The organism is Pseudomonas sp. S10E 269, assembly GCF_002798465.1.
GTDB classification, from domain to species: Bacteria; Pseudomonadota; Gammaproteobacteria; order Pseudomonadales; family Pseudomonadaceae; genus Aquipseudomonas; species Aquipseudomonas pergaminensis.
On sequence record NZ_PHIJ01000001.1, the window covers coordinates 2,799,026 to 2,823,742 of the forward strand.

At 61.2% G+C, this 24,717-nt stretch carries 22 protein-coding genes; 12 read left to right on the plus strand and 10 right to left on the minus strand.

All coding sequences use genetic code 11. The annotated features are described in order from the left end of the window. Nucleotides 1-248: 248 nt before the first annotated feature. The 5 genes from CWC48_RS12935 to CWC48_RS12955 form a co-directional block, all read right to left on the minus strand. Complete coding sequence (locus tag CWC48_RS12935) at nt 249-1,409, minus strand: gamma-butyrobetaine dioxygenase (RefSeq protein WP_100491976.1); 1,161 nt, start codon at nt 1,407-1,409, stop codon at nt 249-251. Between the two features lie 27 nt (nt 1,410-1,436). Beyond that, the gene (locus tag CWC48_RS12940; RefSeq protein ID WP_100491977.1) at nt 1,437-1,913 is read right to left on the minus strand and encodes a thioesterase family protein; all 477 of its coding nucleotides are present in this window, start codon (nt 1,911-1,913) and stop codon (nt 1,437-1,439) included. A 13-nt stretch (nt 1,914-1,926) separates the two neighbouring features. After that, nucleotides 1,927-2,892, minus strand: a complete 966-nt coding sequence (locus CWC48_RS12945; RefSeq protein WP_100491978.1) for an L-carnitine dehydrogenase — start codon at nt 2,890-2,892, stop codon at nt 1,927-1,929. Nucleotides 2,893-3,017: 125 nt separating this feature from the next. Beyond that, nucleotides 3,018-3,905 (minus strand): 3-keto-5-aminohexanoate cleavage protein, encoded by an 888-nt coding sequence (locus tag CWC48_RS12950; RefSeq protein WP_100491979.1) that lies wholly within the window; start codon nt 3,903-3,905, stop codon nt 3,018-3,020. A gap of 73 nt (nt 3,906-3,978) precedes the next feature. Beyond that, a complete protein-coding gene (locus tag CWC48_RS12955) occupies nt 3,979-4,923 on the minus strand; it encodes a choline ABC transporter substrate-binding protein (protein WP_099493084.1) in 945 nt (314 codons plus the stop codon). Between the two features lie 193 nt (nt 4,924-5,116). On the opposite strand from CWC48_RS12955, the gene CWC48_RS12960 reads away from it, so the two are divergent. Then, nucleotides 5,117-6,061 (plus strand): GlxA family transcriptional regulator, encoded by a 945-nt coding sequence (locus tag CWC48_RS12960; protein WP_078050495.1) that lies wholly within the window; start codon nt 5,117-5,119, stop codon nt 6,059-6,061. Nucleotides 6,062-6,129: 68 nt separating this feature from the next. Further along, on the plus strand, nt 6,130-7,308 hold the full coding sequence (locus tag CWC48_RS12965; protein WP_100491980.1) for an AAA family ATPase: 1,179 nt from the start codon (nt 6,130-6,132) through the stop codon (nt 7,306-7,308). 123 nt (nt 7,309-7,431) lie between these two features. On the opposite strand, the gene CWC48_RS12970 is transcribed toward CWC48_RS12965, so the two are convergent. Both CWC48_RS12970 and CWC48_RS12975 read right to left on the minus strand, forming a co-directional pair. Next, on the minus strand, nt 7,432-7,848 hold the full coding sequence (locus CWC48_RS12970) for a DUF3010 family protein (RefSeq protein ID WP_078050493.1): 417 nt from the start codon (nt 7,846-7,848) through the stop codon (nt 7,432-7,434). Between the two features lie 41 nt (nt 7,849-7,889). Continuing rightward, on the minus strand, nt 7,890-8,291 hold the full coding sequence (locus tag CWC48_RS12975) for a lysozyme inhibitor LprI family protein (RefSeq protein WP_078050492.1): 402 nt from the start codon (nt 8,289-8,291) through the stop codon (nt 7,890-7,892). A gap of 219 nt (nt 8,292-8,510) precedes the next feature. Here CWC48_RS12975 and CWC48_RS12980 point away from each other — a divergent pair, with 219 nt between their 5' ends. The 6 genes from CWC48_RS12980 (at nt 8,511) to CWC48_RS13005 (ending at nt 16,293) form a co-directional block, all read left to right on the plus strand. Then, on the plus strand, nt 8,511-9,488 hold the full coding sequence (locus CWC48_RS12980) for a dipeptidase (RefSeq protein WP_078050491.1): 978 nt from the start codon (nt 8,511-8,513) through the stop codon (nt 9,486-9,488). Between the two features lie 69 nt (nt 9,489-9,557). After that, entirely contained in the window at nt 9,558-10,088 is a 531-nt protein-coding gene (locus tag CWC48_RS12985) for a DUF5943 domain-containing protein (protein ID WP_016977793.1), read from the plus strand. Between the two features lie 15 nt (nt 10,089-10,103). Beyond that, complete coding sequence (gene dgcA / locus CWC48_RS12990) at nt 10,104-12,164, plus strand: dimethylglycine demethylation protein DgcA (protein ID WP_099493080.1); 2,061 nt, start codon at nt 10,104-10,106, stop codon at nt 12,162-12,164. Between the two features lie 184 nt (nt 12,165-12,348). Further along, nucleotides 12,349-14,292 carry a dimethylglycine demethylation protein DgcB gene (dgcB, locus tag CWC48_RS12995; RefSeq protein ID WP_078050489.1) on the plus strand — a complete coding sequence of 648 codons (1,944 nt, stop codon included), beginning with the start codon at nt 12,349-12,351 and terminating at the stop codon, nt 14,290-14,292. Then, the gene (locus tag CWC48_RS13000; RefSeq protein WP_099493078.1) at nt 14,292-15,512 is read left to right on the plus strand and encodes an electron transfer flavoprotein subunit alpha/FixB family protein; all 1,221 of its coding nucleotides are present in this window, start codon (nt 14,292-14,294) and stop codon (nt 15,510-15,512) included. Before dgcB ends, CWC48_RS13000 begins: the two co-directional genes overlap by 1 nt. Nucleotides 15,513-15,522: 10 nt before the next feature. Further along, entirely contained in the window at nt 15,523-16,293 is a 771-nt protein-coding gene (locus CWC48_RS13005; protein ID WP_078050487.1) for an electron transfer flavoprotein subunit beta, read from the plus strand. A gap of 685 nt (nt 16,294-16,978) precedes the next feature. Here the strand turns inward: CWC48_RS13005 and gbcA are convergent. Beyond that, a complete protein-coding gene (gene gbcA / locus CWC48_RS13010) occupies nt 16,979-18,274 on the minus strand; it encodes a glycine-betaine demethylase subunit GbcA (protein ID WP_100491981.1) in 1,296 nt (431 codons plus the stop codon). Between the two features lie 280 nt (nt 18,275-18,554). Between gbcA and gbcB the strand changes: the two genes are divergently transcribed. Next, nucleotides 18,555-19,655 (plus strand): glycine-betaine demethylase subunit GbcB, encoded by a 1,101-nt coding sequence (gbcB, locus tag CWC48_RS13015; protein WP_100491982.1) that lies wholly within the window; start codon nt 18,555-18,557, stop codon nt 19,653-19,655. A gap of 113 nt (nt 19,656-19,768) precedes the next feature. On the opposite strand, the gene CWC48_RS13020 is transcribed toward gbcB, so the two are convergent. Continuing rightward, entirely contained in the window at nt 19,769-20,005 is a 237-nt protein-coding gene (locus CWC48_RS13020; protein ID WP_100491983.1) for a hypothetical protein, read from the minus strand. Between the two features lie 176 nt (nt 20,006-20,181). Next, complete coding sequence (locus CWC48_RS13025; protein ID WP_078050483.1) at nt 20,182-21,222, minus strand: low specificity L-threonine aldolase; 1,041 nt, start codon at nt 21,220-21,222, stop codon at nt 20,182-20,184. 90 nt (nt 21,223-21,312) lie between these two features. Between CWC48_RS13025 and CWC48_RS13030 the strand changes: the two genes are divergently transcribed. The 3 genes from CWC48_RS13030 to CWC48_RS13040 all read left to right on the plus strand — a co-directional run bounded on the left by CWC48_RS13030 (nt 21,313) and on the right by CWC48_RS13040 (nt 24,705). Beyond that, the gene (locus tag CWC48_RS13030) at nt 21,313-22,041 is read left to right on the plus strand and encodes a TraX family protein (RefSeq protein ID WP_100491984.1); all 729 of its coding nucleotides are present in this window, start codon (nt 21,313-21,315) and stop codon (nt 22,039-22,041) included. Between the two features lie 137 nt (nt 22,042-22,178). Beyond that, nucleotides 22,179-23,432 carry a serine hydroxymethyltransferase gene (glyA, locus tag CWC48_RS13035; RefSeq protein WP_100491985.1) on the plus strand — a complete coding sequence of 418 codons (1,254 nt, stop codon included), beginning with the start codon at nt 22,179-22,181 and terminating at the stop codon, nt 23,430-23,432. A 22-nt stretch (nt 23,433-23,454) separates the two neighbouring features. Beyond that, nucleotides 23,455-24,705, plus strand: a complete 1,251-nt coding sequence (locus CWC48_RS13040; RefSeq protein WP_010207084.1) for a sarcosine oxidase subunit beta — start codon at nt 23,455-23,457, stop codon at nt 24,703-24,705. The last annotated feature ends 12 nt before the right edge of the window (nt 24,706-24,717 follow it).

Here is a 24,717-nt window from a genome sequence, read left to right on the forward strand (position 1 = left end):
AGCCGCTCAAACGGTCGGCAAGGGCAGATTGCACGAATGCCTCAGATGGCTATGAGCAGGTCGTTTTCGAGCCATTTGCCAACAGAAGTAATAGGCACACTGAATGCCAGGCAAGCAACTTGAAGGTTTGGTCACCCTCGGGATGTCACGCCACACAAAGCACTCTGCCCCGATCCAGTCACGGCTGGACCGGGGCTTTTTTTGCCTGGGATTTGTGCTGATTACACGGACGCCATCGCCGACACGGTCTAGCGCTGCAATACCAGGATGCGCGAGAGCAATTCATCCCGGTCGATATAACACCCCTGGAAGTGCCGCGCCCCCGAAGTGGGATCAAAAGCATTGCGTGCATGCAAGGTGCGGCGGTTGTCGAAGCACCACAACTCGCCCGGGTTCAGGCGCTTGACCAGCCGAAAACGGTGCTCCCGCGTCATTGCAATAAACCGCCGGTAGGCCCGATACAGCAAGGGCATCTGTTCCACACTGGCCTCGAACGGCCCGCGCAGAAAGTTGGCCATGCGAATCTCCGCCACCTCCCCCAGGGCATCCAGCGCAATGATCGGCGCCAGGCGGCGATAGTCGCTGTGACGGTCTTTGTTGCGAAACTCCACGGGTATTTCACACAGTGCGCGAAACGCTTCGGGGTCTTCTGTGCGCAACGCATGGGCGATGGCAAATCCATCGACAAAAATACTCTCGCCGCCGTTGGCATCGTTCACCAGGCAATGCAAAAACTGCAAGCCCGGTTGCAGCTCGCGCGTGGGCAGATCACTGTGCAACGGCAGGTTGAAAGCAGTGTAGGCATTGCTGTCGGCATCGGCCTTGGATTGCACGTTGAACAGCACGCCGAAGTTGCTCTCGCGGATGAAGGCAATGCGCTTGGCGACCAGCGCCAGGGAGCCGGGCTCGGTGGGGACGCCTCGGATCTGCGTCAGGCCCGAATCGCGCAGCGCCAGCAGCCACTGCAGCAGTGCGTGCGGGTCCTCCATGACCGCCTTGTATTCGAAAACCGGTAATTGGAAGCGACTGTCCCACAACTGCGATTTGGGCTTTGCGGCACGGCGTTCGGCACGGGATTCATCGTCGTAGGCATGGGCCCGCAGCCAGCCGGGATCGTATTGGCTGCGGTGCCCGCCGCTCCATTCCAGGCTCAGATTGCCTTGATCAATGCATGCAGAGGCCGCACTGAGATTGGCATCCACGTCGACAATCTCCAGCACCTGCTCACGGGTCACGCTGTACACGCATTCCGTGCACGGGCAGTTGTCCCGCAGCCATTGATGATGAAACGGGCTGACCCGCCCATCCACCCACTGCACAAGGATTTGATCCTCCAGCACCCTGACGTCCGCGATGTAGCAGATCTTCGGGTAAGTACGGAAGTCGGCAACAGCGGCGGCGGTTTGCATGGTGGCTCCTTATGGTTTTTTGGGTGGCTATTTTTTCAGCGGCAGTCCAATCACTCGGCCAAGCAGGGCGGGGCGCGGCAGGTCGGCCTGCTCCGCACTGATAGCCGTGAGTCTTTCCAATGTGGCCTCGGTGAACGGCGCCGAATTCGGGCCCGCCAGATCAACGTGCAGCAGCATCTGCTCGTTGCCCGCCAGCTCCTTTTCATCTCCCACTAAATGCAGGCTGTGATAGAGGTGCAGGCGCTTGGCATCAAAGGCGATCAGTTGGGTATGCACCTCCACGTCGGCACCGAGTTTCACTTCGTGCAGGTAGTTGAGGTGCAGCTCCAGGGTGAACAGTGAATGGCCGCTGGCTTCGCGGTTTTCGCTGTCTAGGCCCAGGGTGTCCATCAGCGCGTCGGTGGCGTAGCTGAAGATCAGCAGGTAGAACGCGTCGCGCAGATGGCCGTTGTAGTCCACCCAGTCGGGGTGGACCTGGGTGGTGTAGGTGGTGAGTGCGGGCATGTCAGGGGTTCCGTTATTCGGCGAAGGTCATGCCGTGCTTGGCCTTGGTGGTTTTCACCGCCTCCAGCACCGCCAGCAGGCAGTCATCACGATAGCGCTCCAGCGCCGAAATGCTGTGGTTGCCCAGTTGATCGCTGGTGCCGTCGACTACATCGTCGATCAGCTTGTCGGTCAGCTCCGGCGCCGGCAGGTAGGTCCACGGTAATTGCAGTGCCGGGCCGAACTGCGCCATGAAGTGGCGCATGCCGGCGTCGCCGCCGGCCAGGGTGTAGGTCAAGAAGGTACCCATGAACGACCAGCGCAAGCCCGCGCCAAAGCGGATCGCGTCGTCGATTTCGCCGGTGGTGGCCACGCCGTCATTGACCAGATGCAGGGCTTCACGCCACAGCGCTTCGAGCAGACGGTCAGCGATAAAGCCTGGGACCTCCTTGCGCACATGCAGGGGGCGCATGCCGAGGGATTCGTACACCTTGATCGCGGCTTGAACGGCTTCCGGCGCGGTGTTCTTGCCGCCGACCACTTCCACCAGCGGCAGCAGGTAAACCGGGTTGAACGGATGGCCGACCACGCACCGCTCAGGGTGGGTCGAGCCCTCGTAGAACTCGCTCGGCAACAGGCCGGACGTGCTCGACCCAATCAACGCATTCGGCTTGGCCGCCGCGCTGATCTTGCTGTGCAGATCCAGTTTCAGTTCCAGGCGCTCCGGGGCGCTTTCCTGGATGAAGTCGGCGTCTTTCACACACTCTTCAATGGTGGCGACAAAGCGCAGGCGGTCCTGGGAGGCGCCCGGTGCCAGGCCTTGTTTCTCCAAGGCACCCCAGGCGTTGGCGACACGCTTGCGCAGTGCGGCTTCGGCACCGGGCGCCGGGTCCCAGGCGACCACATCCAGGCCGTGGGCCAGGGCACGGGAGACCCAGCCGCTGCCGATGACACCGCTGCCGAGGGCGGCGAAGGTTTTGATTTCTGTAATAAAGCGCATGGCAAATTCCTAAAGAGGTTGGTAATCCCCTGTGGGAGGGGGCTTGCCCCCGATAGCGGTGTGTCAGTCGATACAGCTGGTGCTGATCCTCCGCCATCGGGGGCAAGCCCCCTCCCACATTTTGATCAGCGGCGTTTGGTGAGGCCCATCTTCACGCGACCTTCGGCCGGGGTCATGACCCGTGCACCCAGGCGGCTGAGGATTTCACTGGCGCGTTCCACCAGTTGGCCGTTGGTGGCGAGCACGCCTTTGTCCAGCCACAGGTTGTCTTCCAGGCCGACCCGCACGTTGCCGCCCAGCAGCACCGCTTGCGCCGCCATCGGCATTTGCATGCGGCCGATGCCGAAGCCGGCCCACACCGCGTCGGCGGGCAGGTTGTCGACCATGGCTTTCATGGTGGTGGTGTCGGCCGGCGCGCCCCATGGGATGCCCAGGCACAGTTGGAACAGCGGGTCGTCGAGCAGGCCTTCCTTGATCATCTGCTTGGCGAACCACAGGTGACCGGTGTCGAAGATCTCCAGCTCAGCCTTTACGCCCAGTTCCTGGATGCGTTTGGCGCCCGCCCGCAGTTGCGCCGGGGTGGACACGTAAATGGTGTCGCCATCGCCGAAGTTCAGGGTGCCGCAGTCGAGGGTGCAGATTTCCGGTAGCAGTTCTTCCACGTGGGCCAGGCGGGTCAGCGGGCCGACCAGGTCAGTGTTGGGACCGAATTCCATCGGGTTCTCGCCGCCGCCGATCTCCAGGTCGCCGCCCATGCCGGCGGTGAGGTTGACGATGATGTCGATGTCGGCCTCACGGATGCGCTCCATTACTTCGCGGTACAGGGCGACGTCGCGGCTGAATTTGCCGGTCTCGGGGTCGCGCACATGGCAGTGCACAACGGTGGCGCCGGCCTTGGCGGCTTCCACGGCCGCAGCGGCGATTTGCTTGGGGGTGACCGGCACGTGTGGGCTGCGGCTGGTCGTGTCGCCAGCACCGGTGAGTGCGCAGGTGATGATGACGTCGTGGTTCATGAGGCGGTTCCTTACAGGCGTGGTGGTGCCGTTCGCAGCCCGGTTGAGCTGCGAAACGGTGGTTCAGAAAAAGTTATTTGCTGGTCAGTTGCAGGTTGGCCGCGGCCGGCTTGCCGTCGAAGGTGGTCACCCCTTCCAGCCAGCGCGCCTGGTCTTGCGGGTGATCCTTGAGCCACTGCTTGGCGGACTCGATAGCGTCCTTGTGATCCAGCAACGGCTGCATCATCCGGCTCTCGTCAGCGGCGGTGAAGGTCAGGTTGGTCAGCAGTTTGTGCACATTCGGGCACTGCTCGGCGTAGTTCGGCGCGGTGACGCTCCACACGGTGGCCATGCCTTCGTTCGGGCCCAGGGCATCGTCGCTGCCGGTGAGGTAAGTCATGGCGATGTTGACGTTCATCGGGTGCGGCGCCCAGCCGAAGAACACCACGGCTTCCTTGCGGCGAACCGCACGGTCGACGGCGGCGAGCATGCCGGCTTCACTGGATTCCACCAGTTGGAATTTGCCCAGGCCGAACTGGTTCTTGGCGATCATTGCCTTGATCTGGGTGTTGGCGCCCGAGCCTGGCTCGATGCCGTAGATCTTGCCGCCCAGCTCTTTTTCGAACTTGGCGATGTCGGCGAAGGTTTTCAGGCCTTTGTCTGCCAGGTAAGTCGGCACGGCGAGGGTGGCGCGGGCGTCTTCCAGGCTGGGCTTGTCGAGCACCTTGACTTGCTTGGCGTCGACGAACGGGGTGATGGTCTGGGTCATCAGCGGGTTCCAGTAGCCCAGGAACAAGTCCAGGCGCTGGTCGCGAATGCCGGCGAAGATGATTTGCTGGGAGGCGCTGGTCTGTTTGGTCTTGTAGCCGAGGCCGTCGAGCAACACTTGGGTCATGGCGCTGGTGGCGATTACGTCGGTCCAGTTCACCACGCCCATGCGCACGTTCTGGCAAGATGCCGCGTCGGCAGCCAATACGTTCGTGCTCAAGATGGCGCTGGCGCTGAGTGCAAGCACGCAGCGGCTGATCAGTCGGTTCATGGTGGATCCCTCGGCAGGTCGTTATTGTGGGGTCCGGCGTCTTTGTGCGCCGTAGGATCAAGTTACGCAGCTTGAGGGCCGACAAAACGCACGGCGGCGACCAGCTCTTGCACTGCAGCGACCTGCCCCCTTGAATCCAGCCGAGAACGGGAGTATCACAGTGCCACGCTGCCCGTCCGACGAGAGCGCTACCATGTCCCAGGATTTCTACTTTCTGCTGATGCCGGGCTTCTCGGCCATCGGTTTTATCTCTGCGCTCGAACCGCTGCGGGTGGCCAACCGCTTTCGTGGCGAGCTATACCGCTGGCACGTGCTGAGCGCCGATGGCGGCGCGGTGCTGGCGAGCAATGGCATGTCGGTCAACGCCGACGCCGCGCTGGAACCGTTGAAAAAGGGCGCGACGTTATTGGTGGTGGCGGGCTTCGAACCGCTGCAGTTCGCCACGCCTGCGCTGGAGCACTGGCTACGCCGTCTCGACCACGATGGCGTGACCCTCGGCGCCATCGATACGGGCGCCTGCGTACTGGCGCAAGCCGGCCTGCTCGACGGCCACCGCCTGACCCTGCACTGGGAAGCCATCGACGCCTTCAAGGAATCCTATCCGCACCTGAGCGTCACCCAGGAGCTGTTCGAGATCGACCGCCGCCGTATCACCTGCGCCGGCGGCACTGCGTCCATCGACCTGATGCTCGACCTGATCGCCCAGGCCCATGGCCCCGACCTGGCGATCCAAGTCTCCGAGCAATTCGTGCTCGGCCGTATCCGTCCACGCAAAGACCACCAACGCATGCAGATCGCCACGCGCTATGGCATCAACAATAAGAAGCTGGTGCAGGTGATCGGTGAGATGGAACAGCACACCGAGCCGCCGCTGAGCACATTGGCCCTGGCTGAGACGATCAAGGTGACCCGGCGCCAGCTGGAGCGGCTGTTTCGCCTGCATTTGAATGACACCCCGAGCAACTTCTACCTCGGCCTGCGCCTGGAGAAAGCCCGGCAGCTCTTACGTCAAAGCGGTATGAGTGTGCTGGAAGTGAGCATTGCCTGCGGGTTTGAGTCGCCGTCGTATTTCACGCGGAGTTATCGGGCACGGTTTGCGAAATGCCCAAGGGAAGATCGGCGACGGGAGGTCGTTTGACGGCTGATTATAGTCAATTATACTCACGACTATAATTTATAGTCCTTTCCATAATTGGGTATAAAAGCATGTCCAAGAACAGCGGCTTCGTGTTCCGCCGCCCCGACCTGGCAAGCAGCATTGCCGATGGCCTGGTGGGCGCCGGTATTCAGGATTTCACCTCTGGCCTGTTTCTCGCGGCGCCGCGTCGCACGGGCAAAAGTACTTTTTTGCGTGAGGACCTTGTTCCGCAATGCCAGGCGCGTGGTTGGCTGGCTGTGTATGTCGATCTATGGGCGGACAAAGAAAAAGACCCCGCCGACCTGATCTCCAGTGCCATCGCCGGTGCCCTGGTGCCCTTTGAAAAGGGCATCCGCAAGCTGGCCAAGAATATCGGCATTGAAAAGCTCAGCTTCCTGCGCACCTTGTCCTGGGATTTCACCAAGCCGCAATTGCCTGCTGGCGCGACACTGACGCAAGCGCTGGAGTTGCTTCACAGGGCTGCCGAGAAAACCGTCGTGCTGGTGATCGACGAAGCGCAACACGCGCTCACCACCGAAGCCGGTGTTAATGCGATGTTTGCCCTCAAGGCCGCACGGGACCAGCTCAACCAAGGCCGTGAAGGCGAGGGCAGCGGGTTGCGCCTGGTGTTCACGGGGTCCAATCGCGACAAGCTTGCCCACCTGGTATTAGGTAAAAGCCAGCCGTTCTTCGGGTCCAGCATCACGCCATTTCCACTGCTGGGCAAAGCATTCACACAGGCCTACACCGTGTACCTCAACGGCCTTCTGGCCAAGACCAACCAGTTCAATGCTGCCGACATCGATGAAGCGTTTGAGCTGGTGGGCCGTCGCCCGGAAATGTTGCGCACCATCATTGGTGAAGTGGCCTTGGAACTGGGGGAGGCGAGCAATCTGGGCCAACTGCTGCACAGTCGCGCCGAACTGCTGCGCGCCGGCGTTTGGACCGAGTTCGAAAGTGCCTGGAACGCCCTCACCATTCCCCAGCGTGCGGTGCTGGAAGTGATGGTGGAGCGTTCACAGAACAACGAACCGTTCGCGCCGTTTACCGACAGCACCATCACGGCCGTCAGCAAGGTCTTGGAAGACATGGGCAGCGACGTGGTACCAGGCACGCAGACCATTCAGGCCTGTATCGATGCCCTGCGCGATAAAGAGCTGGTATGGAAGTCGAGCCGGGGGGGTTATGCCCTGGAGGACAAATCCTTCGGTGATTGGCTGCAGCACCGGCGCCGTGCACTTAACTGAATCAAACGCTGAGCACATGTGGGAGCTGGCTTGCCTGCGATAGCGGTGAGGCAGCGCTGTAGATGCTGGCTGATACACCGCCATCGCAGGCAAGCCAGCTCCCACATTGATATAGGGTGTGGCTTATTTCTTGACCAGCGCTGAACACGCCGCCTTGTACGCCTCATGCTGATACTTGTTCAGCGTCGCGGGCAGATCAAAATTGTGCTTCTTGTTCTGCGCATTAATGGTCTGCGGCGACAGCAAGGTCACCTCAACCCCGTCCAGCAACTGAAACACCCCTTCAATCTTGAACGTCGTCGGGCCACCGGCGAACTCGCCTTTCTTGCTGCGCTTCTTGATCGCGATACGCTCGACGGCGTTTTCCTGCACGAACGCCTTCACCTGGGCCGCGAAGGCTTTGACGTTGGCGGCCTCGTCATCATCGTCGAGGGCGATCTTTTTGGTGGCCAGGGCAACGTGGGTCAGCGCCTGGTTGTCCAGGGAGGCGACAGCGATGATGGCTTCGCTGCCTTTGATTTCGATGCCGCAAGTCTTCATGGGTAGCCTTGGTCCAGAGAGAAAGTGGCGGGGATTGTCGCTTATTCCTGCCCGATCGACTCCAAAAACTCCGACCGCTCATCACTCATCCGCGCCAGGCAATCATTCTGCGCAATGGCATAGGCCTTGGTGCCGTTCACCGCCGGGAAGGTGTCCACGGCGCAGTCGGCGTCGCGCAGTTTTTCCCATTTCTGTTGGGCATCCTTCAGACGAGCGGTAATGTCGGCCAGTTTGGTCTTGTCGCTGCCATAGGTCGAACCCATGCGTTCCAGCAGGCCCTGATAGTTATCCTTGAGCAACTGCTCTGCAGTGGTTTTGTTGTAGGTGGCGCATTCCAGGGTTTGCTTGTCGTTTTCAATGCCGTCGCACGGCGTGCTGTCGGTGTCTTCGGCCGCGTGGGCGCCGGTTGCGATGAGTGCCAAAGCCAGGAAAATCGATTTCATTGCGCCGTCTCATATCAGGTGATGCGGGAATTCTGGCTCAAGCGTAGGACAAAGAACAGCCGCCAGTCAGACCTCTCTTAACAGCCTTTGTCGCGGATTGACGCTTTCGGCAATTCCCCTGTCGTTTTTGCACCCGGCTCTGTCGGCCCCTGGGCATATGCTGGCCCCAAAGCGCCGGCAGACGATTCGGCGCATGAATCGCCAATAAGGGGACGCCTGATGAGCCCAGCCGAATTGCACGCCGACAGCATCGTTATCGACGGGCTGATTATTGCCAAGTGGAACCGCGACCTGTTCGAGGACATGCGCAAAGGTGGCCTCACCGCTGCCAACTGCACGGTGTCGGTGTGGGAAGGGTTCCAGGCCACCATCAACAATATCGTGGCCAGCCAGACCTTGATCCGTGAGAACAGCGATTTGGTGATCCCGGTGAAAACCACCGCTGATATCCGCAAAGCCAAGGAACAAGGCAAGACCGGCATCATCTTCGGCTTCCAGAACGCCCATGCCTTCGAAGACCAGCTTGGCTATGTGGAGATCTTCAAGCAGCTCGGCGTCGGTGTGGTGCAGATGTGCTACAACACCCAGAACCTGGTCGGCACCGGCTGCTACGAGCGCGATGGCGGCCTGTCGGGCTTTGGTCGTGAGGTCGTCGGCGAGATGAACCGCGTCGGCATCATGTGCGACCTGTCCCACGTGGGTTCCAAGACGTCCGAAGAAGTCATCCTCGAATCGAAAAAACCCGTGTGCTACTCCCACTGCCTGCCGTCCGGCCTTAAAGAGCACCCGCGCAACAAGTCCGATGAAGAGCTGAAGTTCATCGCTGACCACGGCGGCTTTGTCGGCGTGACCATGTTCGCGCCGTTCCTGGCCAAGGGCATCGATTCGACCATCGACGACTACGCCGAAGCCATCGAGTACACCATGAACATCGTCGGTGAAGACGCGATCGGCATCGGCACCGACTTCACCCAGGGCCATGGCCAGGATTTCTTCGAAATGCTGACCCATGACAAGGGCTACGCGCGCCGCCTGACCAGCTTCGGCAAGATCATCAACCCGCTGGGCATCCGCACTGTGGGCGAGTTCCCCAACCTCACCGAGACCCTGCTCAAGCGCGGCCATCCTGAGCGCGTGGTGCGCAAGATCATGGGCGAGAACTGGGTCAGCGTCCTGAAAGACGTCTGGGGCGAATAAGCCACCGCATTTCTCCCCCGGCCGTCCGCGTCGGGGGCACTACCAAGAATTTTCTGGAGTTAAGTTTCCATGGCCAAGATCGCCCCGCAATTGCCTATCGAAGTCGACAGCGAAACCGGTGTCTGGACTTCCGACGCCCTGCCGATGCTGTACGTGCCCCGCCATTTCTTCGTCAACAACCACATCGGTATCGAAGAAGTGCTGGGCGCCGACGCCTATGCCGAGATCCTCTACAAGGCCGGCTACAAATCCGCCTGGCACTGGTGTGAAAAAGAAGCCGAATGCCACGGCCTGGAAGGCGTCGCGGTGTTCGAGCACTACATGAAGCGCCTGTCGCAACGCGGCTGGGGCCTGTTCAAGATCCAGGACATCGACCTCGACAAAGGCACCGCCAGCGTCAAGCTCGAACACTCGGCCTTCGTCTACGTGTACGGCAAGGTCGGGCGCAAAGTGGACTACATGTTCACCGGCTGGTTTGCCGGTGCCATGGACCAGATTCTGCAAGCGCGCGGCAGCCAGATCCGCACCGTCGCCGAACAAGTCTACGGAGGCTCCGAAGAGGGCCACGATGACGGCCTGTTCACCGTCAAGCCGTTGTAAGCCGAGGACCGTGCCATGGCTTTCGAAGCAATGTTTGCGCCGATCCAGATCGGCAAACTGACCATCCGCAACCGCGTGCTCAGTACCGCCCACGCCGAGGTGTACGCCACCGACGGCGGCATGACCACCGACCGCTATGTGAAGTATTACGAAGAGAAAGCCAAGGGCGGCATCGGCCTGGCAATCTGCGGTGGTTCCTCGGTGGTGGCCATCGACAGCCCGCAGGAGTGGTGGAGTTCGGTCAACCTGTCGACCGACCGGATTATCCCGCACTTCCAGAACCTGGCTGACGCCATGCACAAGCATGGCGCCAAGATCATGATTCAGATTACCCACATGGGCCGTCGCTCGCGTTGGGACGGCTTCAATTGGCCTACCCTAATGTCGCCATCCGGCGTGCGTGAGCCGGTGCACCGTGCCACCTGCAAGACCATCGAGCCGGAAGAAATCTGGCGCGTGATCGGCAACTACGCCCAGGCCGCACGGCGCGCCAAGGCCGGTGGCCTGGACGGGGTGGAACTGTCCGCCGTGCACCAGCACATGATCGACCAGTTCTGGAGCCCACGGGTCAACAAACGTACCGACGAATGGGGCGGCACCTTTGAAGGCCGCATGAAGTTCGGCCTGGAAGTATTGAAAGCCGTGCGCGCCGAAGTGGGTGATGACTTCTGCGTGGGCATGCGCCTGTGTGGTGACGAATTCCACCCGGACGGCCTGTCCCATGAGGACATGAAGCAGATTGCCAAGTATTACGACGACACCGGCATGCTCGATTTCATCGGCGTGGTGGGCTCGGGGTGCGATACCCATAACACCCTGGCCAACGTGATCCCCAACATGAGTTACCCACCGGAGCCGTTCCTGCACCTGGCTGCCGGTATCAAGGAAGTGGTCAAGGTCCCGGTGCTGCACGCGCAGAACATCAAGGACCCGAACCAGGCCACGCGCATCCTGGAAGGCGGCTACGTGGACATGGTCGGCATGACCCGTGCACACATCGCCGATCCGCACTTGATCGCCAAGATCAAGATGGGCCAGATCGACCAGATCAAGCAGTGCGTCGGCGCCAACTACTGCATCGACCGCCAGTACCAGGGCCTGGATGTGTTGTGCATCCAGAACGCCGCGACGTCCCGTGAATACATGGGTGTGCCGCACATCATCGAAAAAACCACCGGCGTCAAACGCAAGGTTGTGGTGGTCGGTGCCGGCCCGGCCGGGATGGAGGCTGCGCGCGTGGCAGCCGAACGTGGTCACGACGTGACCCTGTTCGAGAAAAAAGAGTTTATTGGTGGGCAGATCACCACGGCGTCCAAGGCGCCGCAACGTGACCAGATTGCCGGTATCACCCGCTGGTACCAACTGGAACTGGCACGGTTGAAGGTCGACCTGCGCCTGGGCGTGGCCGCTGATGCCGACACTATCCTGGACGTGCGTCCGGACGTGGTGGTACTGGCGGTCGGCGGGCACCCGAATGTCGAGCAGAACGAACACTGGGGCGCGGCTGAAGGCTTGGTCGTGAGCAGTTGGGACGTGCTCGACGGCAAGGTGGCACCGGGTAAAAACGTGCTGGTGTACGACACCATCTGCGAATTCACCGGCATGTCGGTGGCGGATTTCCTCGCGGACAAAGGCAGCCAGGTCGAGATCGTCACCGACGATATCAAGCCGGGCGTGGCCATCGGCGGTACGTCGTTCCCGACCTACTACCGCAGCATGTACCCCAAGGAAGTGATCATGACCGGCGACATGATGCTGGAAAAGGTCTACCGCGAGGGCGACAAGCTGGTGGCGGTGCTGGAGAACGAATACACCGGCGCCAAAGAGGAGCGGGTGGTTGACCAGGTGGTGGTGGAGAACGGCGTGCGTCCGGATGAAGCCATCTACTACGCGCTCAAGGAAGGCTCGCGCAACAAGGGTCAGATCGACGTCGAAGCCTTGTTCGCGATCAAGCCGCAGCCGTGCCTGAGCGAGGCGGGTGACGGGTACTTGCTGTTCCGCATTGGCGATTGTGTGGCGCAGCGTAATACCCATGCTGCGATCTATGACGCCCTGCGCTTGTGCAAGGATTTCTAGAAAACCACAGAACCACTGTGTACTCGATCTAAATGTGGGAGCTGATCAGTGTGGGAGCCGGGCTTGCCCGCGATGCAGGCGACTCGGTTTTGAGTGATACCGAGGCGATGCCATCGCAGGCAAGCCAGCTCCCACAGTGAGCCGGCTCCCATGCAGGACCTGTGTGGTCTTTGGGAGCTTCACCATGTTGAACACCTTGCTTCCTATCCTCTTGTTCGCGGCCCTGGGGCTTGCCGTCCTTGGCGCCCTGCGCCGGGTGAACATGTGGCGCCGTGGCCGTGCTTCCAAGGTCGACCTGCTGGGGGGCCTGCTGGCCATGCCCAAGCGCTACATGGTCGACCTGCACCACGTGGTCGCCCGCGACAAATACATCGCCAACACCCACGTCGCTACCGCGCTGGGCTTTGTGTTGTCGGCGCTGTTGGCGATCCTGGTGCACGGTTTTGGCCTGCATAACCGCATCCTCGGTTACGCCTTGCTACTGGCCTCGGTGCTGATGTTTGTCGGCGCCACATTCGTTTACCTGCGTCGGCGCAATCCGCCGGCGCGCTTGTCGAAAGGCCCGTGGATGCGCCTGCCGAAAAGCCTGATGGCGTTCTCGGTGAGCTTCTTCCTGGTGACGCTGCCGGTGGCGGGCATCCTGCCGGCTGATTTCGGCGGCTGGCTGCTGGCCGCGTTGCTGGGTGTCGGTGTGCTGTGGGGCGTGTCCGAGATGTTCTTCGGCATGACCTGGGGTGGCCCGATGAAGCACGCCTTCGCGGGTGCCCTGCACCTGGCCTGGCACCGTCGCGCCGAACGCTTTGGCGGTGGCCGTTCCACCGGGTTGAAGCCGCTGGACCTCAGCGATAAAACCGCGCCGTTGGGCGTGGAAAAACCCAAGGATTTCACCTGGAACCAACTGCTCGGCTTCGACGCCTGCGTGCAGTGCGGCAAGTGCGAAGCCGCGTGCCCGGCGTTCGCCGCCGGCCAGCCACTGAACCCGAAAAAACTGATCCAGGACATGGTCGTTGGCCTGGCCGGCGGCACGGATGCCAAGTTCGCCGGCAGCCCCTATCCAGGCAAACCGATCGGCGAACACAGCGGCAACCCGCACCAGCCCATCGTCAACGGCCTGGTGGACGCCGAGACCCTGTGGTCGTGCACCACCTGCCGCGCCTGCGTGGAAGAGTGCCCGATGATGATCGAGCACGTGGACGCCATCGTCGATATGCGTCGCCACCTCACCCTGGAAAAGGGCGCCACGCCGAACAAGGGCGCCGAAGTCCTGGAAAACCTGATCGCCACCGACAACCCTGGCGGCTTCGCGCCGGGCGGGCGCCTTAACTGGGCAGCGGATCTGAACCTGCCACTGCTCAGCGACAAGGGCAGTTGCGAGGTGCTGTTCTGGGTGGGCGATGGCGCCTTCGACATGCGTAACCAACGGACCTTGCGCGCATTCGTCAAAGTGCTGAAAGCAGCCAAGGTCGACTTCGCCGTGCTCGGCCTGGAGGAGCGCGACAGTGGCGACGTGGCCCGTCGCCTGGGCGATGAAGCGACCTTCCAGTTGCTGGCTTCGCGCAATATCCAGACATTGGCCAAGTACAGCTTCAAGCGCATCGTCACCTGCGACCCGCACAGCTTCCACGTGCTGAAGAACGAGTACGGCGCCTTTAACGGCAACTACCTCGTGCAGCATCACAGCACCTTCATGGCCGAGTTGATCGGCGAGGGCGCGCTGAACCTGGGCCAACACAAAGGCAACAGCGTGACCTATCACGACCCGTGCTACCTGGGGCGCTACAACGGCGAGTACGAGGCGCCGCGCCAAGTGCTGCGGGCGCTGGGCATTGAGGTCAAGGAGATGCAGCGCTCGGGCTTCCGTTCACGCTGCTGCGGCGGTGGTGGCGGGGCGCCGATTACCGACATTCCCGGCAAGCAACGGATCCCCGATATGCGCATGGAAGACATCCGCGAAACCGGCGCCGAGCTGGTGGCCGTGGGTTGTCCACAGTGCACGGCGATGCTGGAAGGCGTGGTCGAGCCGCGACCGTTGATCAAGGATATTGCCGAGCTGGTGGCCGACGCATTACTTGAAGAGGCAGCGCCCACCAAAGCTCCCATCAAGCGTGAACCTGCGGAGGTGCATTAATGAGCGACATTATCCGCCGCGACCCACGGGCCGAATGGATCGCCCGCAACCGCCTGCACCCGCTGCACGCGGCGATGCAGCCGGTGCAACACAGCTGGATGGGACCCAACGGCGTCATCCGCAAGAACGTACATGGCGTCGGTTTTATCGGCCCCAACGGCATCAAGCGCATCGACCGCAGCGGCGCCCAGCAGGGCGGGGCAGCCAAGCGCACCGCGGCGGTGGAGGTTCAGTTGCCACTGCACCAGGTGCCTGCGCCGGCGTTCTACATCAACGTGGTGCCGGACATGGTGGGTGGCCGCCTGAGCAGCCACGACCGCGACTTGCTGGGCCTGGCGCGGCAGCTCGCCGGCAGTGACGGTGCGGTGCTGGCGGTGGTGTTTGGCGAACACAAGGAGAGTGCGTTCGCTACCGCTGGCGTCGACCGTCTGCTGGTGCTGGAAGGCCATGAGTTCGACGGTTATTCACCGGAACAGCGGGTACAAGGTTTGCGCGCTGTGGATAACCAGTTCAACCCGCGTCATTGGTTGCTGCCGGACAGCCGCAGCGGTGGCGGCGAACTGGGTCGGCGCTTTGCCGCCAGCCTCAAGGAACGCCCGGCCACACGGGTGTGGCAGATCAAGGGCGACGAGTGCATCGGCCGCGCCGGCGCTGGCCAGGAAGACTTGGCGCGGCCGCTGCCGCGCTTGATCCTGGCTGCCGCAGAATGCGCTGAGCCAGTCAGCGAAACCCGTCACGAAGTGCTGCCAGTGGAGTTATCCACAGCTCTGGCGCGCAGCCTGCCACGCATCGAAGACCTCGGCGCGGTGGCGGTGGACCCGGCGGCGATTCCCATGGCCGAGGCAGAGTTTATTTTCTCTGGCGGCAACGGCGTGAAGGACTGGGCGCTGTTCCACCAGACCGCCGCCGCCCTGGGCGCCACCGAAGGCGCTTCGCGGGTGGCGGTGGACGATGGCTTCATGGCGCGTGATCGCCAAGTCGGCGCCAGCGGCACCTGGGTCACGGCGCGGGTCTATGTGGCCGTGGGTATTTCCGGGGCGATCCAGCACCTGCAGGGCATTGGCGCCTGCGACAAAGTAGTGGCAATCAACCTTGACCCTGGTTGCGACATGATCAAGCGTGCCGACCTGTCGGTGATCGGCGAAAGCGCCGCGATACTGCAAGCCTTGATCGTTGCGGTAGAGGCCTACCGCAACGGCGCCAAGCGCGATGCAGCTTAAGGAGATGGCCATGTCCACGAATGTAATCAGCCTGGTGTCCATCGGCGCCCACCCGACTTCCGGGCGCCCGCGCCGTGCCGAGCAGGATGCGCGAGCCGTGGAGTTGGGCCTGCAAATGGCTGGGGATAAGTTGCAGGTGCTGCACGCCGGTAACATCGCCGAACCGACCCTGCGCAGCTACCTGGGCATGGGCCTGCCGCAATTGCATGTGCTGGAGCAACCGGCGGGCAGCGATGCGTTGCCGGTGCTCAGCGAGTACCTGCGCGATGCGGGTGCCCAGGTGGTGCTCGCCGGCAGCCAGGCCGAAACCGGTGAAGGCTCGGGCATGTTGCCGTTCCTGCTGGCCGAGCAATTGGGCTGGCCGCTGATCGTGGGGCTGGCGCAGGTGGAATCCATCGACGGCGGCGTGGCCCATGTGCTGCAAGCCTTGCCACGCGGCCAGCGGCGACGCCTGAAGGTACGCTTGCCGTTCCTGGCGACGGTGGATAACGCCGCGCCCAAACCCCGGCAGAGCGCCTATGGCCCGGCGCAACGCGGTGAGTTGGCGGCCCATGAAGTTGAAATCGAACAAGACGAGTTATTCACAGGCGCCGTGCTGCAGCCGGCCAAGCCACGGCCCAAGCGCCTCAAGGTGATCAAGGCCAAGAGCGGTGCGGACCGTATGAAGGCCGCCACGGCCAAGGCCAGTGGCGGCGGCGGGCAAGTGCTGAAGGGCCTTAGCCCGCAAGCGGGTGCCGAGGCGATTCTCAAGCTGCTGGTTGAGGAAGGCGTCGTTCGCTGATTGAAGGGGCGTGTGGGTGGCTTACCCACAATCCCTGTTGACCCGTCTGTGGATAACCTGTTCGCGGTTGTCCACACCCCCTGCAAATCAAGCCCTGCAGCCCTCTGTACGAAAAATAACCAGGCTAACTGACGGTTTTTACTTGGGTTTTTTGCTGTGCCTGTGCAGTTTACCTGGCGGACTTGCCCCCATACTCTGTTGGCGCTTCTGTGGATAACGTGTTCGCTCTCAGCTGCAGGCCTTATAAATAAAGGCTTTCAAAGGATTGATTAAAATCTGACCAATTTGGCTTTTTTGCTGATTAAAATTCCTGCAAACCACGATTTATGAAGGTTTGAGGTGGTTTTCCACAGCACTGTTTAAGTTGCCCCCAAAGTCTGTTGGTGCTTCTGTGGATAAGGTGTTCGCGTACCGCTACACGCCACGTATTACGGGGCTTTCGATGTGTTGGTTAATAAGTGATCAATGAGTGTTCAAACCGATTCATTTGAATAAGTCACGGATTTTCTTGATTTAATTTCGGGCGGGAGACGTACTTGCCCACAATTGCTGTGGGTGGCTTTGTGGATAAGTTGTTGGGTAAAGGCTGGAGGGCAGGTAAAGACAGGCTTAGAACGCTATCGATCAATTCTTGAACAACGCACCCCCGTAGGAACCGGCTTGCCGGCTCCTACGGGGGTGGGGGTTATTCGTGAACCGCAACGCCCTTGAGGTACGGCGCGGGGGCGGCGCCCAGGTTGCTCAGCATGCGCTCGCTGTACCAGTCCACAAAGTTCACCACGCCAAACTCATAGGTCTTGGAGTACGGGCCAGGCTGGTAGGCGGTGGAGTTGATGCCGCGCTGGTTCTCTTCGGCCAGGCGACGGTCCTGGTCGTTGGTGGCGTCCCACACTTCGCGCATGCGCGCCGGGTCGTAGTCCACGCCTTCCACGGCGTCCTTGTGCACCAGCCACTTGGTGGTGACCATGGTCTCCTGGGCGCTGATCGGCCACACGGTGAACACAATGATGTGGTCGCCCATGCAGTGGTTCCAGGAGTGGGGCAGGTGCAGGATACGCATCGAGCCCAGGTCCGGGTTCTTGATGCGGCCCATGAGTTTGGCGCAGCCCTGCTTGCCGTCCATCGTCATCGACACGGTGCCCTTGAGCAGCGGCATGCGCACGATACGGTTACGCAGGCCGAAGCTGGCGTGGGCGTAAGGAATCTTCTCGGCATCCCAGGCGGCGGCGGAGGCGGCGACGTGATCCCTGAAGGCCTGGTCGGCGCGCGGGTCGGTAACGTCGTCCCATTCCAGCAGGGTTTTCAACAATTCCGGGTGCGACGCATTGCAGTGGTAGCACTCGCGGTTGTTTTCCAGCACCAGCTTCCAGTTGGCTTTTTCCATCAAGGTGGTTTGCACCGCCACCTTGGTGTTCTCCATGTCGTACGGTTCCATGTAGTGGTTGAGCGTCGACAGGAAGTCATCGATGGCCGGCGGGTTCTCCGACAGGCTGATGAAGATGTAGCCGCCAGCGGTCTTCACATTCACAGGCTTCAGGCCGTACTGCTTCATGTCGAAGTCGGCGCCCATCTCGGTGCCGGCGAACAGCAGGCGACCGTCCAGCTCGTAGGTCCACTGGTGGTAGTGGCACACGAGTTTGGCGACCTTGCCCTTGTCGCTGGTGCACAAGCGCGAGCCACGGTGGCGGCACACGTTGTGGAAGGCATGCACCACACCTTCGGCGCCACGGATCACGATGATCGGGTTCTTGCCCACTTGCAGGGTCAGGTAGTTGCCCTTGGTGGGGATCTCGCAAGTCATGCCAGCGATCAGCCACTCTTTCTGGAAGATCTCCTGCATGTCGATATCAAACAACCGCTCATCAGAGTAGAACGGCTGTGGCAGCGAAAACGTGCGCTCGCGCTCTTGCAGCATTTGCGCGGTGGCCTTGCGTGCGGGTTCCAGCGGATCGCCCAAGCTTAAGGTTGCGGTGACGTCCATCGTGTGTGTCCTCATGGCCATTCTGTGTGGCCGAGATAAGTGGCTAATCAGGTTTGCAGCAAGGCGTAAAGAAAGCGTCTGTGTTGGGAGCGAGTGTGGGGCCGCTGATGCGCCGAACCTTATCCATGGGCGACATGGCCCAATCTGATCCCGACGCGCAACCCTAGGTCGTTGGGGGCTGGTCGCGATAAGTATGTGAATGTCGCAGATAGGTAAATGGGTGGTTCTTGCGTTACGCAGAATCGCCACCATAAGGCCGATGTCGGCGGTGGAGAACAACATGTCCAGCAATTTCCTGAATCCGGTAACCACCCAGACCTGGGCCAATGGTCGGCACATTGTCCGTTGCGTCAAAGTCATCCAGGAAACCTGGGACGTGCGCACGTTCTGTTTCATGGCCGACCAGCCGATCCTGTTCTTTTTCAAGCCGGGGCAGTTCGTCACCCTGGAGCTGGAAATCGACGGTCAGCCGATCATGCGTTCCTACACCATTTCCAGCTCGCCATCGGTGCCCTACAGCTTTTCGGTGACGATCAAGCGCGTGCCGGGTGGCAAAGTCTCGAACTGGCTGCACGACACCCTGCACGAAGGCGAGGAACTGGCGGTGCACGGGCCGGTAGGTCTGTTCAATGCCATCGACTATCCGAGCCCGAAGGTGCTGTACCTCAGCGGCGGCGTCGGCATCACGCCGGTGATGTCCATGGCCCGTTGGTTCTACGACACCAACGCCAACGTCGATATGACGTTTATCCACAGCGCGCGCTCGCCCAAGGACATCATCTACCACCGCGAGCTGGAGCACATGGCGTCGCGAATCGACAACTTCAGCCTGCACCTGATTTGCGAGAAACATGGGTTGGGTGAGCCATGGGCCGGCTATCGCGGTTACCTGAACCACAAGATGCTCGAACTGATGGTGCCGGACTTCCTGGAGCGCGAAGTGTTCTGCTGCGGGCCTACGCCGTACATGAACGCGGTGAAGCGCCTGCTCGAAGCGGCCGGTTTCGACATGGCGCGGTATCACGAGGAGTCCTTCGGCGCCACGCCGCCGGAAGCCCGTGCAGACGCGGTGGAGCAGGCCGAACAAGCCGCCGATGCGCCGGAAATCGACTTGGCGGACCTGCATCAGGTGGAATTCATTGCCTCGGGCAAGAGCATTCGCGTGGCACCGGGCGAAACCGTGCATGCCGCTGCTGCGAAGCTTGGACTGCTGATCCCGAAAGCCTGCGGCATGGGCATCTGTGGCACGTGCAAAGTGATGAAGCTGGGCGGGGAGGTCGAGATGGACCACAACGGCGGGATCACCGAGGAAGACGAAGCCGAAGGCTACATCCTGTCGTGCTGCAGTGTGCCGAAGGGTGATGTGCGCATCGAGTTCTGACCAATGATCGTTCCCACGCAGTGAACTGACCCCCAAAGGTTGGACACAACCTTTGGGGGTGTCATGGGTAAGTACACAGAGCGTGGGAACGATCAACAGTCCCGCGTTGCAGGTCATGAGTCTGCGGCGCGGGTCTTAGGCGCTAACGGGCATTGGGCGTAGATATGGACTACAAAGTGCTGGCCTGATGCTGTCAATTCATAGGCTTTTTCGTAGATCCTCAATGTCTTTGACGGCTCTCGGATGGTGTCACCGACTTTTGCGTGTTTCCTGAATTCATCCCAATCAATGACGGTGGTGCTGATCGTGCCGTCGCTTTGCAGGGTGTTGCCGTTGTTCTGATATTCCATGATGTAACCCTCTGCTGGATTTCCATTTCCGACCGATCATTCGGCAGGCAGTCAACCCCGAAGTAACGCGTCCGTGTGTTCGGGGTGACGAAATCCTATCCAACGCAGGGGGTAGATAGATACTGTCAGAAATACGTACAAACAGTCTCTGCAACACCGCTGGAAGGCCCGTGGTTTCAGGCCTCCATCACTTTCCGAATATCCGCCGCCAATTCTCTTACACGCTCTTCCTCGGTGTCCCACGCACACATAAAGCGCGCGCCGCCTTTGCCGATGAAGGTGTAGAAGCGCCAGCCCTTGGCGGTCAGCGCCGCAATGGCTGGTTCCGAGAGTTGCAGGAACACACCGTTGGCCTGCACCGGGAACATCAGTTCCACGCCGGGAATATCTGCCACAAGGCTGCTCAGCAGTTGCGCGCAGTGGTTGGCGTGGCGGGCGTGCTTGAGCCAGGCGTCGTTTTCCAGCAGGCCTACCCAAGGGGCAGACAGGAAGCGCATTTTCGAGGCCAGTTGGCCGGCCTGTTTGCAGCGGTAATCGAAGTCTTCGGCGAGCTCGTGATTGAAGAACAGGATCGCTTCGCCCACGGCCATGCCGTTCTTGGTGCCGCCAAAGCACAGCACGTCCACGCCGGCTTTCCAGGTCAGGTCCGCCGGCGAGCAGCCGAGGAATGCACAGGCGTTGGAGAAGCGCGCGCCGTCCATGTGCAGGTTCAGACCCAGCTCTTTGCAGGTCACGCTGATGGCGCGGATTTCTTCCGGGGTGTACACGCTGCCGACTTCGGTGGCTTGGGTGAGCGTGACTACGCGCGGTTTCGGGTAGTGGATGTCCTGGCGCTTGAGGGCGATCTCACGGATCGACTCGGGGGTCAGCTTGCCGTTTTCGGTGCGGGCGGTGAGCAGCTTGGAGCCGTTGGAGAAAAACTCCGGCGCGCCGCATTCGTCGGTTTCGACGTGGGCAGTTTCCGAGCAAATCACGCTATGGTAGCTCTGGCACAGCGAAGACAACGCCAGGGAGTTGGCAGCAGTGCCGTTGAAGGCAAAGAACACTTCGCAGTCGGTTTCAAACAGGTTGCGGAAACCGTCGGCGGCGCGGTGGGTCCATTCATCATCGCCATAGGCGCGTTGATGGCCCTGGTTGGCTTGTTCCATGGCGGCCCAGGCTTCCGGGCAGATGCCGGAATAGTTGTCACTGGCGAATTGTTGGCTCTTGTCGGTCATGGCCCATTCCTGTGGTCGATGTTGGTGCGCACTGTAACCAAGATTGTTGCGGGTGCGCACGCACTGTAAATGCAAAGTCACTGGGGAATTATGCACGGTACTCAAACGATTCCTGTCGGACGCGTCCGTGATGGCGCTCTGGATCTGCTCAAGTGGCTGGCGCTGTTGAGCATGGTGCTGGACCACCTGCGGTATGTCGGTTTGAGCCTGGATGGCCTGTATGTGCCGGGGCGCCTGGCGTTTCCGTGGTTTTGCCTGGCGATTGCGGCGAACCTGCATCGGGCGAAAAACTCACCTGTCACCGGCCAGTGGCGGTATCTGGGCTGGCTGTTGCTGTTCAGCGTAATCAGCGAAGTGCCGTACCGACTTTTTATCGATGATGCCGATACATTGAACGTATTGCCGACGTTGGCGTTGGGCTTGCTTATTGCCCGAGGATGGCAGCAGAAAGTGCTTTTTGATCGCGGACTGGCGCTGATCGCGGCCACGATTGCCGCGGTGTTTTCCACGCAGCTGATGTTCGGTTTTTTCGGTGTATTGCTGCCACTGGCGATGCTGCTGGTGTTCCGTCGTCCCTGGTATTTCAGCGTATTGCCGGGCGTGGTCTGCGTCGCGGCCAATCAATGGCAGGTTCTGCTCGCTAGTGGCTCCCCTGTCGCGTTGGCGGGATTGGCCACTTGTCTGATTGCGCCAACACTCGGCCTGGTCCTGTTGCGACATGCCAAAAATGCCTCCCCGCCGCCTATGCGCCGCTGGGCGTATGCCCTCTATCCCGCGCATTTCCTGCTGCTGCTGGCCTTGCGCCACAGCCTTGCCTGAGTCGCAGAATTCATTCCATGTCGTAAACGCACCTTTGCGTGGCGTCCGTAGGCATTTGACCTGTCTGCGCCAGCCCTACCATCGCATCAAAGGGCCCTGCACGGGCCTCAACAATACGAAAGGCTGGGAGAGACGCGATGTTCAGCAAAAAAGACCAGATCCAGGGATATGACGACGCACTGCTGGCGGCCATGAATGCCGAAGAGCAGCGTCAGGAAGATCATATCGAGCTGATCGCGTCAGAGAACTACACCAGCAAACGCGTGATGGAAGCCCAGGGCAGCGGCCTCACCAACAAATACGCCGAAGGCTACCCGGGCAAGCGCTACTACGGTGGCTGCGAGCATGTGGACAAGGTCGAAGCCCTGGCCATCGAACGCGCCAAGCAATTGTTCGGCGCCGATTACGCCAACGTGCAGCCGCACTCCGGTTCTTCCGCCAACAGCGCGGTGTACCTGGCCCTGTTGAACGCCGGTGACACCGTCCTCGGCATGAGCCTGGCCCACGGCGGCCACCTGACCCACGGCGCCAAGGTGTCGTCCTCGGGCAAGCTTTACAACGCCGTGCAGTACGGCATCAACACCGACACCGGCCTGATCGACTACGACGAAGTCGAACGCCTGGCGGTGGAACACAAACCTAAAATGGTCGTGGCCGGTTTTTCCGCCTACTCCAAGACCCTGGATTTCCCACGCTTTCGCGCCATCGCCGACAAGGTCGGTGCGCTGCTGTTCGTCGACATGGCCCACGTCGCCGGCCTGGTCGCCGCCGGCCTGTACCCGAACCCGCTGCCGTACGCCGATGTGGTCACCACCACCACCCACAAGACCCTGCGCGGTCCCCGTGGCGGCCTGATCCTGGCCAAGGCCAACGAAGAAATCGAGAAGAAACTCAACGCTGCTGTATTCCCCGGCGCCCAGGGTGGCCCGTTGATGCACGTGATCGCCGGCAAGGCCGTGTGCTTCAAGGAAGCCCAGGAACCTGGCTTCAAGGTCTACCAGCAACAAGTGATCGACAACGCCCAGGCCATGGCCAGCGTGTTTATCAAACGCGGCTACGATGTTGTGTCCGGCGGCACCGACAACCACCTGTTCCTGGTCAGCCTGATCCGTCAGGGCCTCACCGGCAAAGAGGCGGACGCCGCCCTCGGCCGCGCCCACATCACCGTCAACAAGAACGCCGTGCCGAATGATCCGCAGTCGCCCTTCGTGACCTCGGGCCTGCGCATCGGCACTCCGGCGGTGACCACGCGTGGTTTCAAAGTGCCGCAGTGCATCGAACTGGCCGGCTGGATCTGCGACATCCTCGACAACCTCGGCGACGCCGACGTCGAGGCCAACGTGGCCAAGCACGTGTCTGCCCTGTGCGCTGATTTCCCGGTTTATCGCTGAGCGCGGTTTTGGAGTAATGACTATGCAACGCTACTCGGGCTTCGGCCTCTTCAAGCACTCACTCAGCCACCACGAAAACTGGCAGAAGATGTGGCGCACGCCGACCCCTAAAAAGGTCTACGACGTGGTCATCGTCGGTGGCGGCGGGCATGGTCTGGCGACCGCCTACTACCTGGCCAAGGAACACGGCATCACCAACGTGGCCGTGGTCGAGAAAGGCTGGCTGGGCGGCGGTAACACCGCGCGCAACACCACCATCGTGCGTTCCAACTACCTGTGGGACGAGTCGGCGCACCTGTACGAACACGCGATGAAACTGTGGGAAGGCCTGTCCCAGGACCTGAACTACAACGTGATGTTCTCCCAGCGTGGCGTGTACAACCTGTGCCACACCCTGCAAGACATCCGTGATTCCGAGCGCCGTGTGAGCGCCAACCGCCTCAACGGCGTGGACGGCGAATTGCTCAATGCCAAGCAAGTGGCCGACGAGATCCCGTACCTCGATTGCTCGAAAAACACCCGCTACCCGGTGCTCGGCGCCACCGTGCAACGTCGCGGCGGCGTGGCCCGTCACGATGCCGTGGCCTGGGGCTTTGCGCGTGCCGCCGACGCCCTCGGCGTGGATTTGATCCAGCAGACCGAAGTGATCGGCTTTCGCAAGGAAAACGGTGTGTGCATCGGCGTGGAAACCAACAAGGGCTTTATCGGCGCCAAGCGCGTCGGTGTGGTCACTGCCGGTAACTCCGGGCACATGGCGTCGCTCGCGGGCTTCCGCCTGCCGATTGAGTCCCACCCGCTGCAAGCGTTGGTGTCGGAGCCGATCAAGCCGATTATCGACAGCGTGATCATGTCCAACGCCGTGCACGGCTACATCAGCCAGTCCGACAAGGGCGACCTGGTGATCGGCGCCGGTATTGACGGCTACAACGGCTACGGCCAGCGCGGCTCGTACCCGGTGATCGAACACACCATCCAGGCCATCGTCGAGATGTTCCCGGTGCTGTCCCGCGTGCGCATGAACCGCCAGTGGGGCGGTATCGTCGACACCACGCCGGATGCCTGCCCGATCATCTCCAAGACCCCCGTGCCGAACATGTTCTTCAACTGCGGTTGGGGCACCGGTGGCTTCAAGGCCACGCCGGGCTCAGGCAACGTGTTTGCCGCCAGCCTGGCCAAGGGTGAAATGCACCCGTTGGCGGCACCTTTTTCCATCGACCGTTTCCACAACGGTGCGTTGATCGACGAACACGGCGCTGCGGCCGTCGCCCACTAACAGGAGAAATTC

Coding starts and splice junctions, on each gene's coding strand:
- CWC48_RS13025 (WP_078050483.1), bottom strand. CDS start 21,222: ATGACCGACAAGAGCCAACAATTCGCCAGTGACAACTATTCCGGCATC.
- CWC48_RS12935 (WP_100491976.1), bottom strand. CDS start 1,409: ATGCAAACCGCCGCCGCTGTTGCCGACTTCCGTACTTACCCGAAGATC.
- CWC48_RS12975 (WP_078050492.1), bottom strand. CDS start 8,291: ATGAAATCGATTTTCCTGGCTTTGGCACTCATCGCAACCGGCGCCCAC.
- dgcB (WP_078050489.1), top strand. CDS start 12,349: ATGTTGAACACCTTGCTTCCTATCCTCTTGTTCGCGGCCCTGGGGCTT.
- CWC48_RS12980 (WP_078050491.1), top strand. CDS start 8,511: ATGAGCCCAGCCGAATTGCACGCCGACAGCATCGTTATCGACGGGCTG.
- gbcB (WP_100491982.1), top strand. CDS start 18,555: ATGTCCAGCAATTTCCTGAATCCGGTAACCACCCAGACCTGGGCCAAT.
- gbcA (WP_100491981.1), bottom strand. CDS start 18,274: ATGGACGTCACCGCAACCTTAAGCTTGGGCGATCCGCTGGAACCCGCA.
- CWC48_RS12945 (WP_100491978.1), bottom strand. CDS start 2,892: ATGCGCTTTATTACAGAAATCAAAACCTTCGCCGCCCTCGGCAGCGGT.
- dgcA (WP_099493080.1), top strand. CDS start 10,104: ATGGCTTTCGAAGCAATGTTTGCGCCGATCCAGATCGGCAAACTGACC.
- CWC48_RS12985 (WP_016977793.1), top strand. CDS start 9,558: ATGGCCAAGATCGCCCCGCAATTGCCTATCGAAGTCGACAGCGAAACC.
- CWC48_RS12955 (WP_099493084.1), bottom strand. CDS start 4,923: ATGAACCGACTGATCAGCCGCTGCGTGCTTGCACTCAGCGCCAGCGCC.
- CWC48_RS13000 (WP_099493078.1), top strand. CDS start 14,292: ATGAGCGACATTATCCGCCGCGACCCACGGGCCGAATGGATCGCCCGC.
- CWC48_RS12970 (WP_078050493.1), bottom strand. CDS start 7,848: ATGAAGACTTGCGGCATCGAAATCAAAGGCAGCGAAGCCATCATCGCT.
- CWC48_RS13040 (WP_010207084.1), top strand. CDS start 23,455: ATGCAACGCTACTCGGGCTTCGGCCTCTTCAAGCACTCACTCAGCCAC.
- CWC48_RS12950 (WP_100491979.1), bottom strand. CDS start 3,905: ATGAACCACGACGTCATCATCACCTGCGCACTCACCGGTGCTGGCGAC.
- CWC48_RS12965 (WP_100491980.1), top strand. CDS start 6,130: ATGTCCAAGAACAGCGGCTTCGTGTTCCGCCGCCCCGACCTGGCAAGC.
- CWC48_RS12960 (WP_078050495.1), top strand. CDS start 5,117: ATGTCCCAGGATTTCTACTTTCTGCTGATGCCGGGCTTCTCGGCCATC.
- CWC48_RS13030 (WP_100491984.1), top strand. CDS start 21,313: ATGCACGGTACTCAAACGATTCCTGTCGGACGCGTCCGTGATGGCGCT.
- CWC48_RS13005 (WP_078050487.1), top strand. CDS start 15,523: ATGTCCACGAATGTAATCAGCCTGGTGTCCATCGGCGCCCACCCGACT.
- CWC48_RS13020 (WP_100491983.1), bottom strand. CDS start 20,005: ATGGAATATCAGAACAACGGCAACACCCTGCAAAGCGACGGCACGATC.
- CWC48_RS12940 (WP_100491977.1), bottom strand. CDS start 1,913: ATGCCCGCACTCACCACCTACACCACCCAGGTCCACCCCGACTGGGTG.
- glyA (WP_100491985.1), top strand. CDS start 22,179: ATGTTCAGCAAAAAAGACCAGATCCAGGGATATGACGACGCACTGCTG.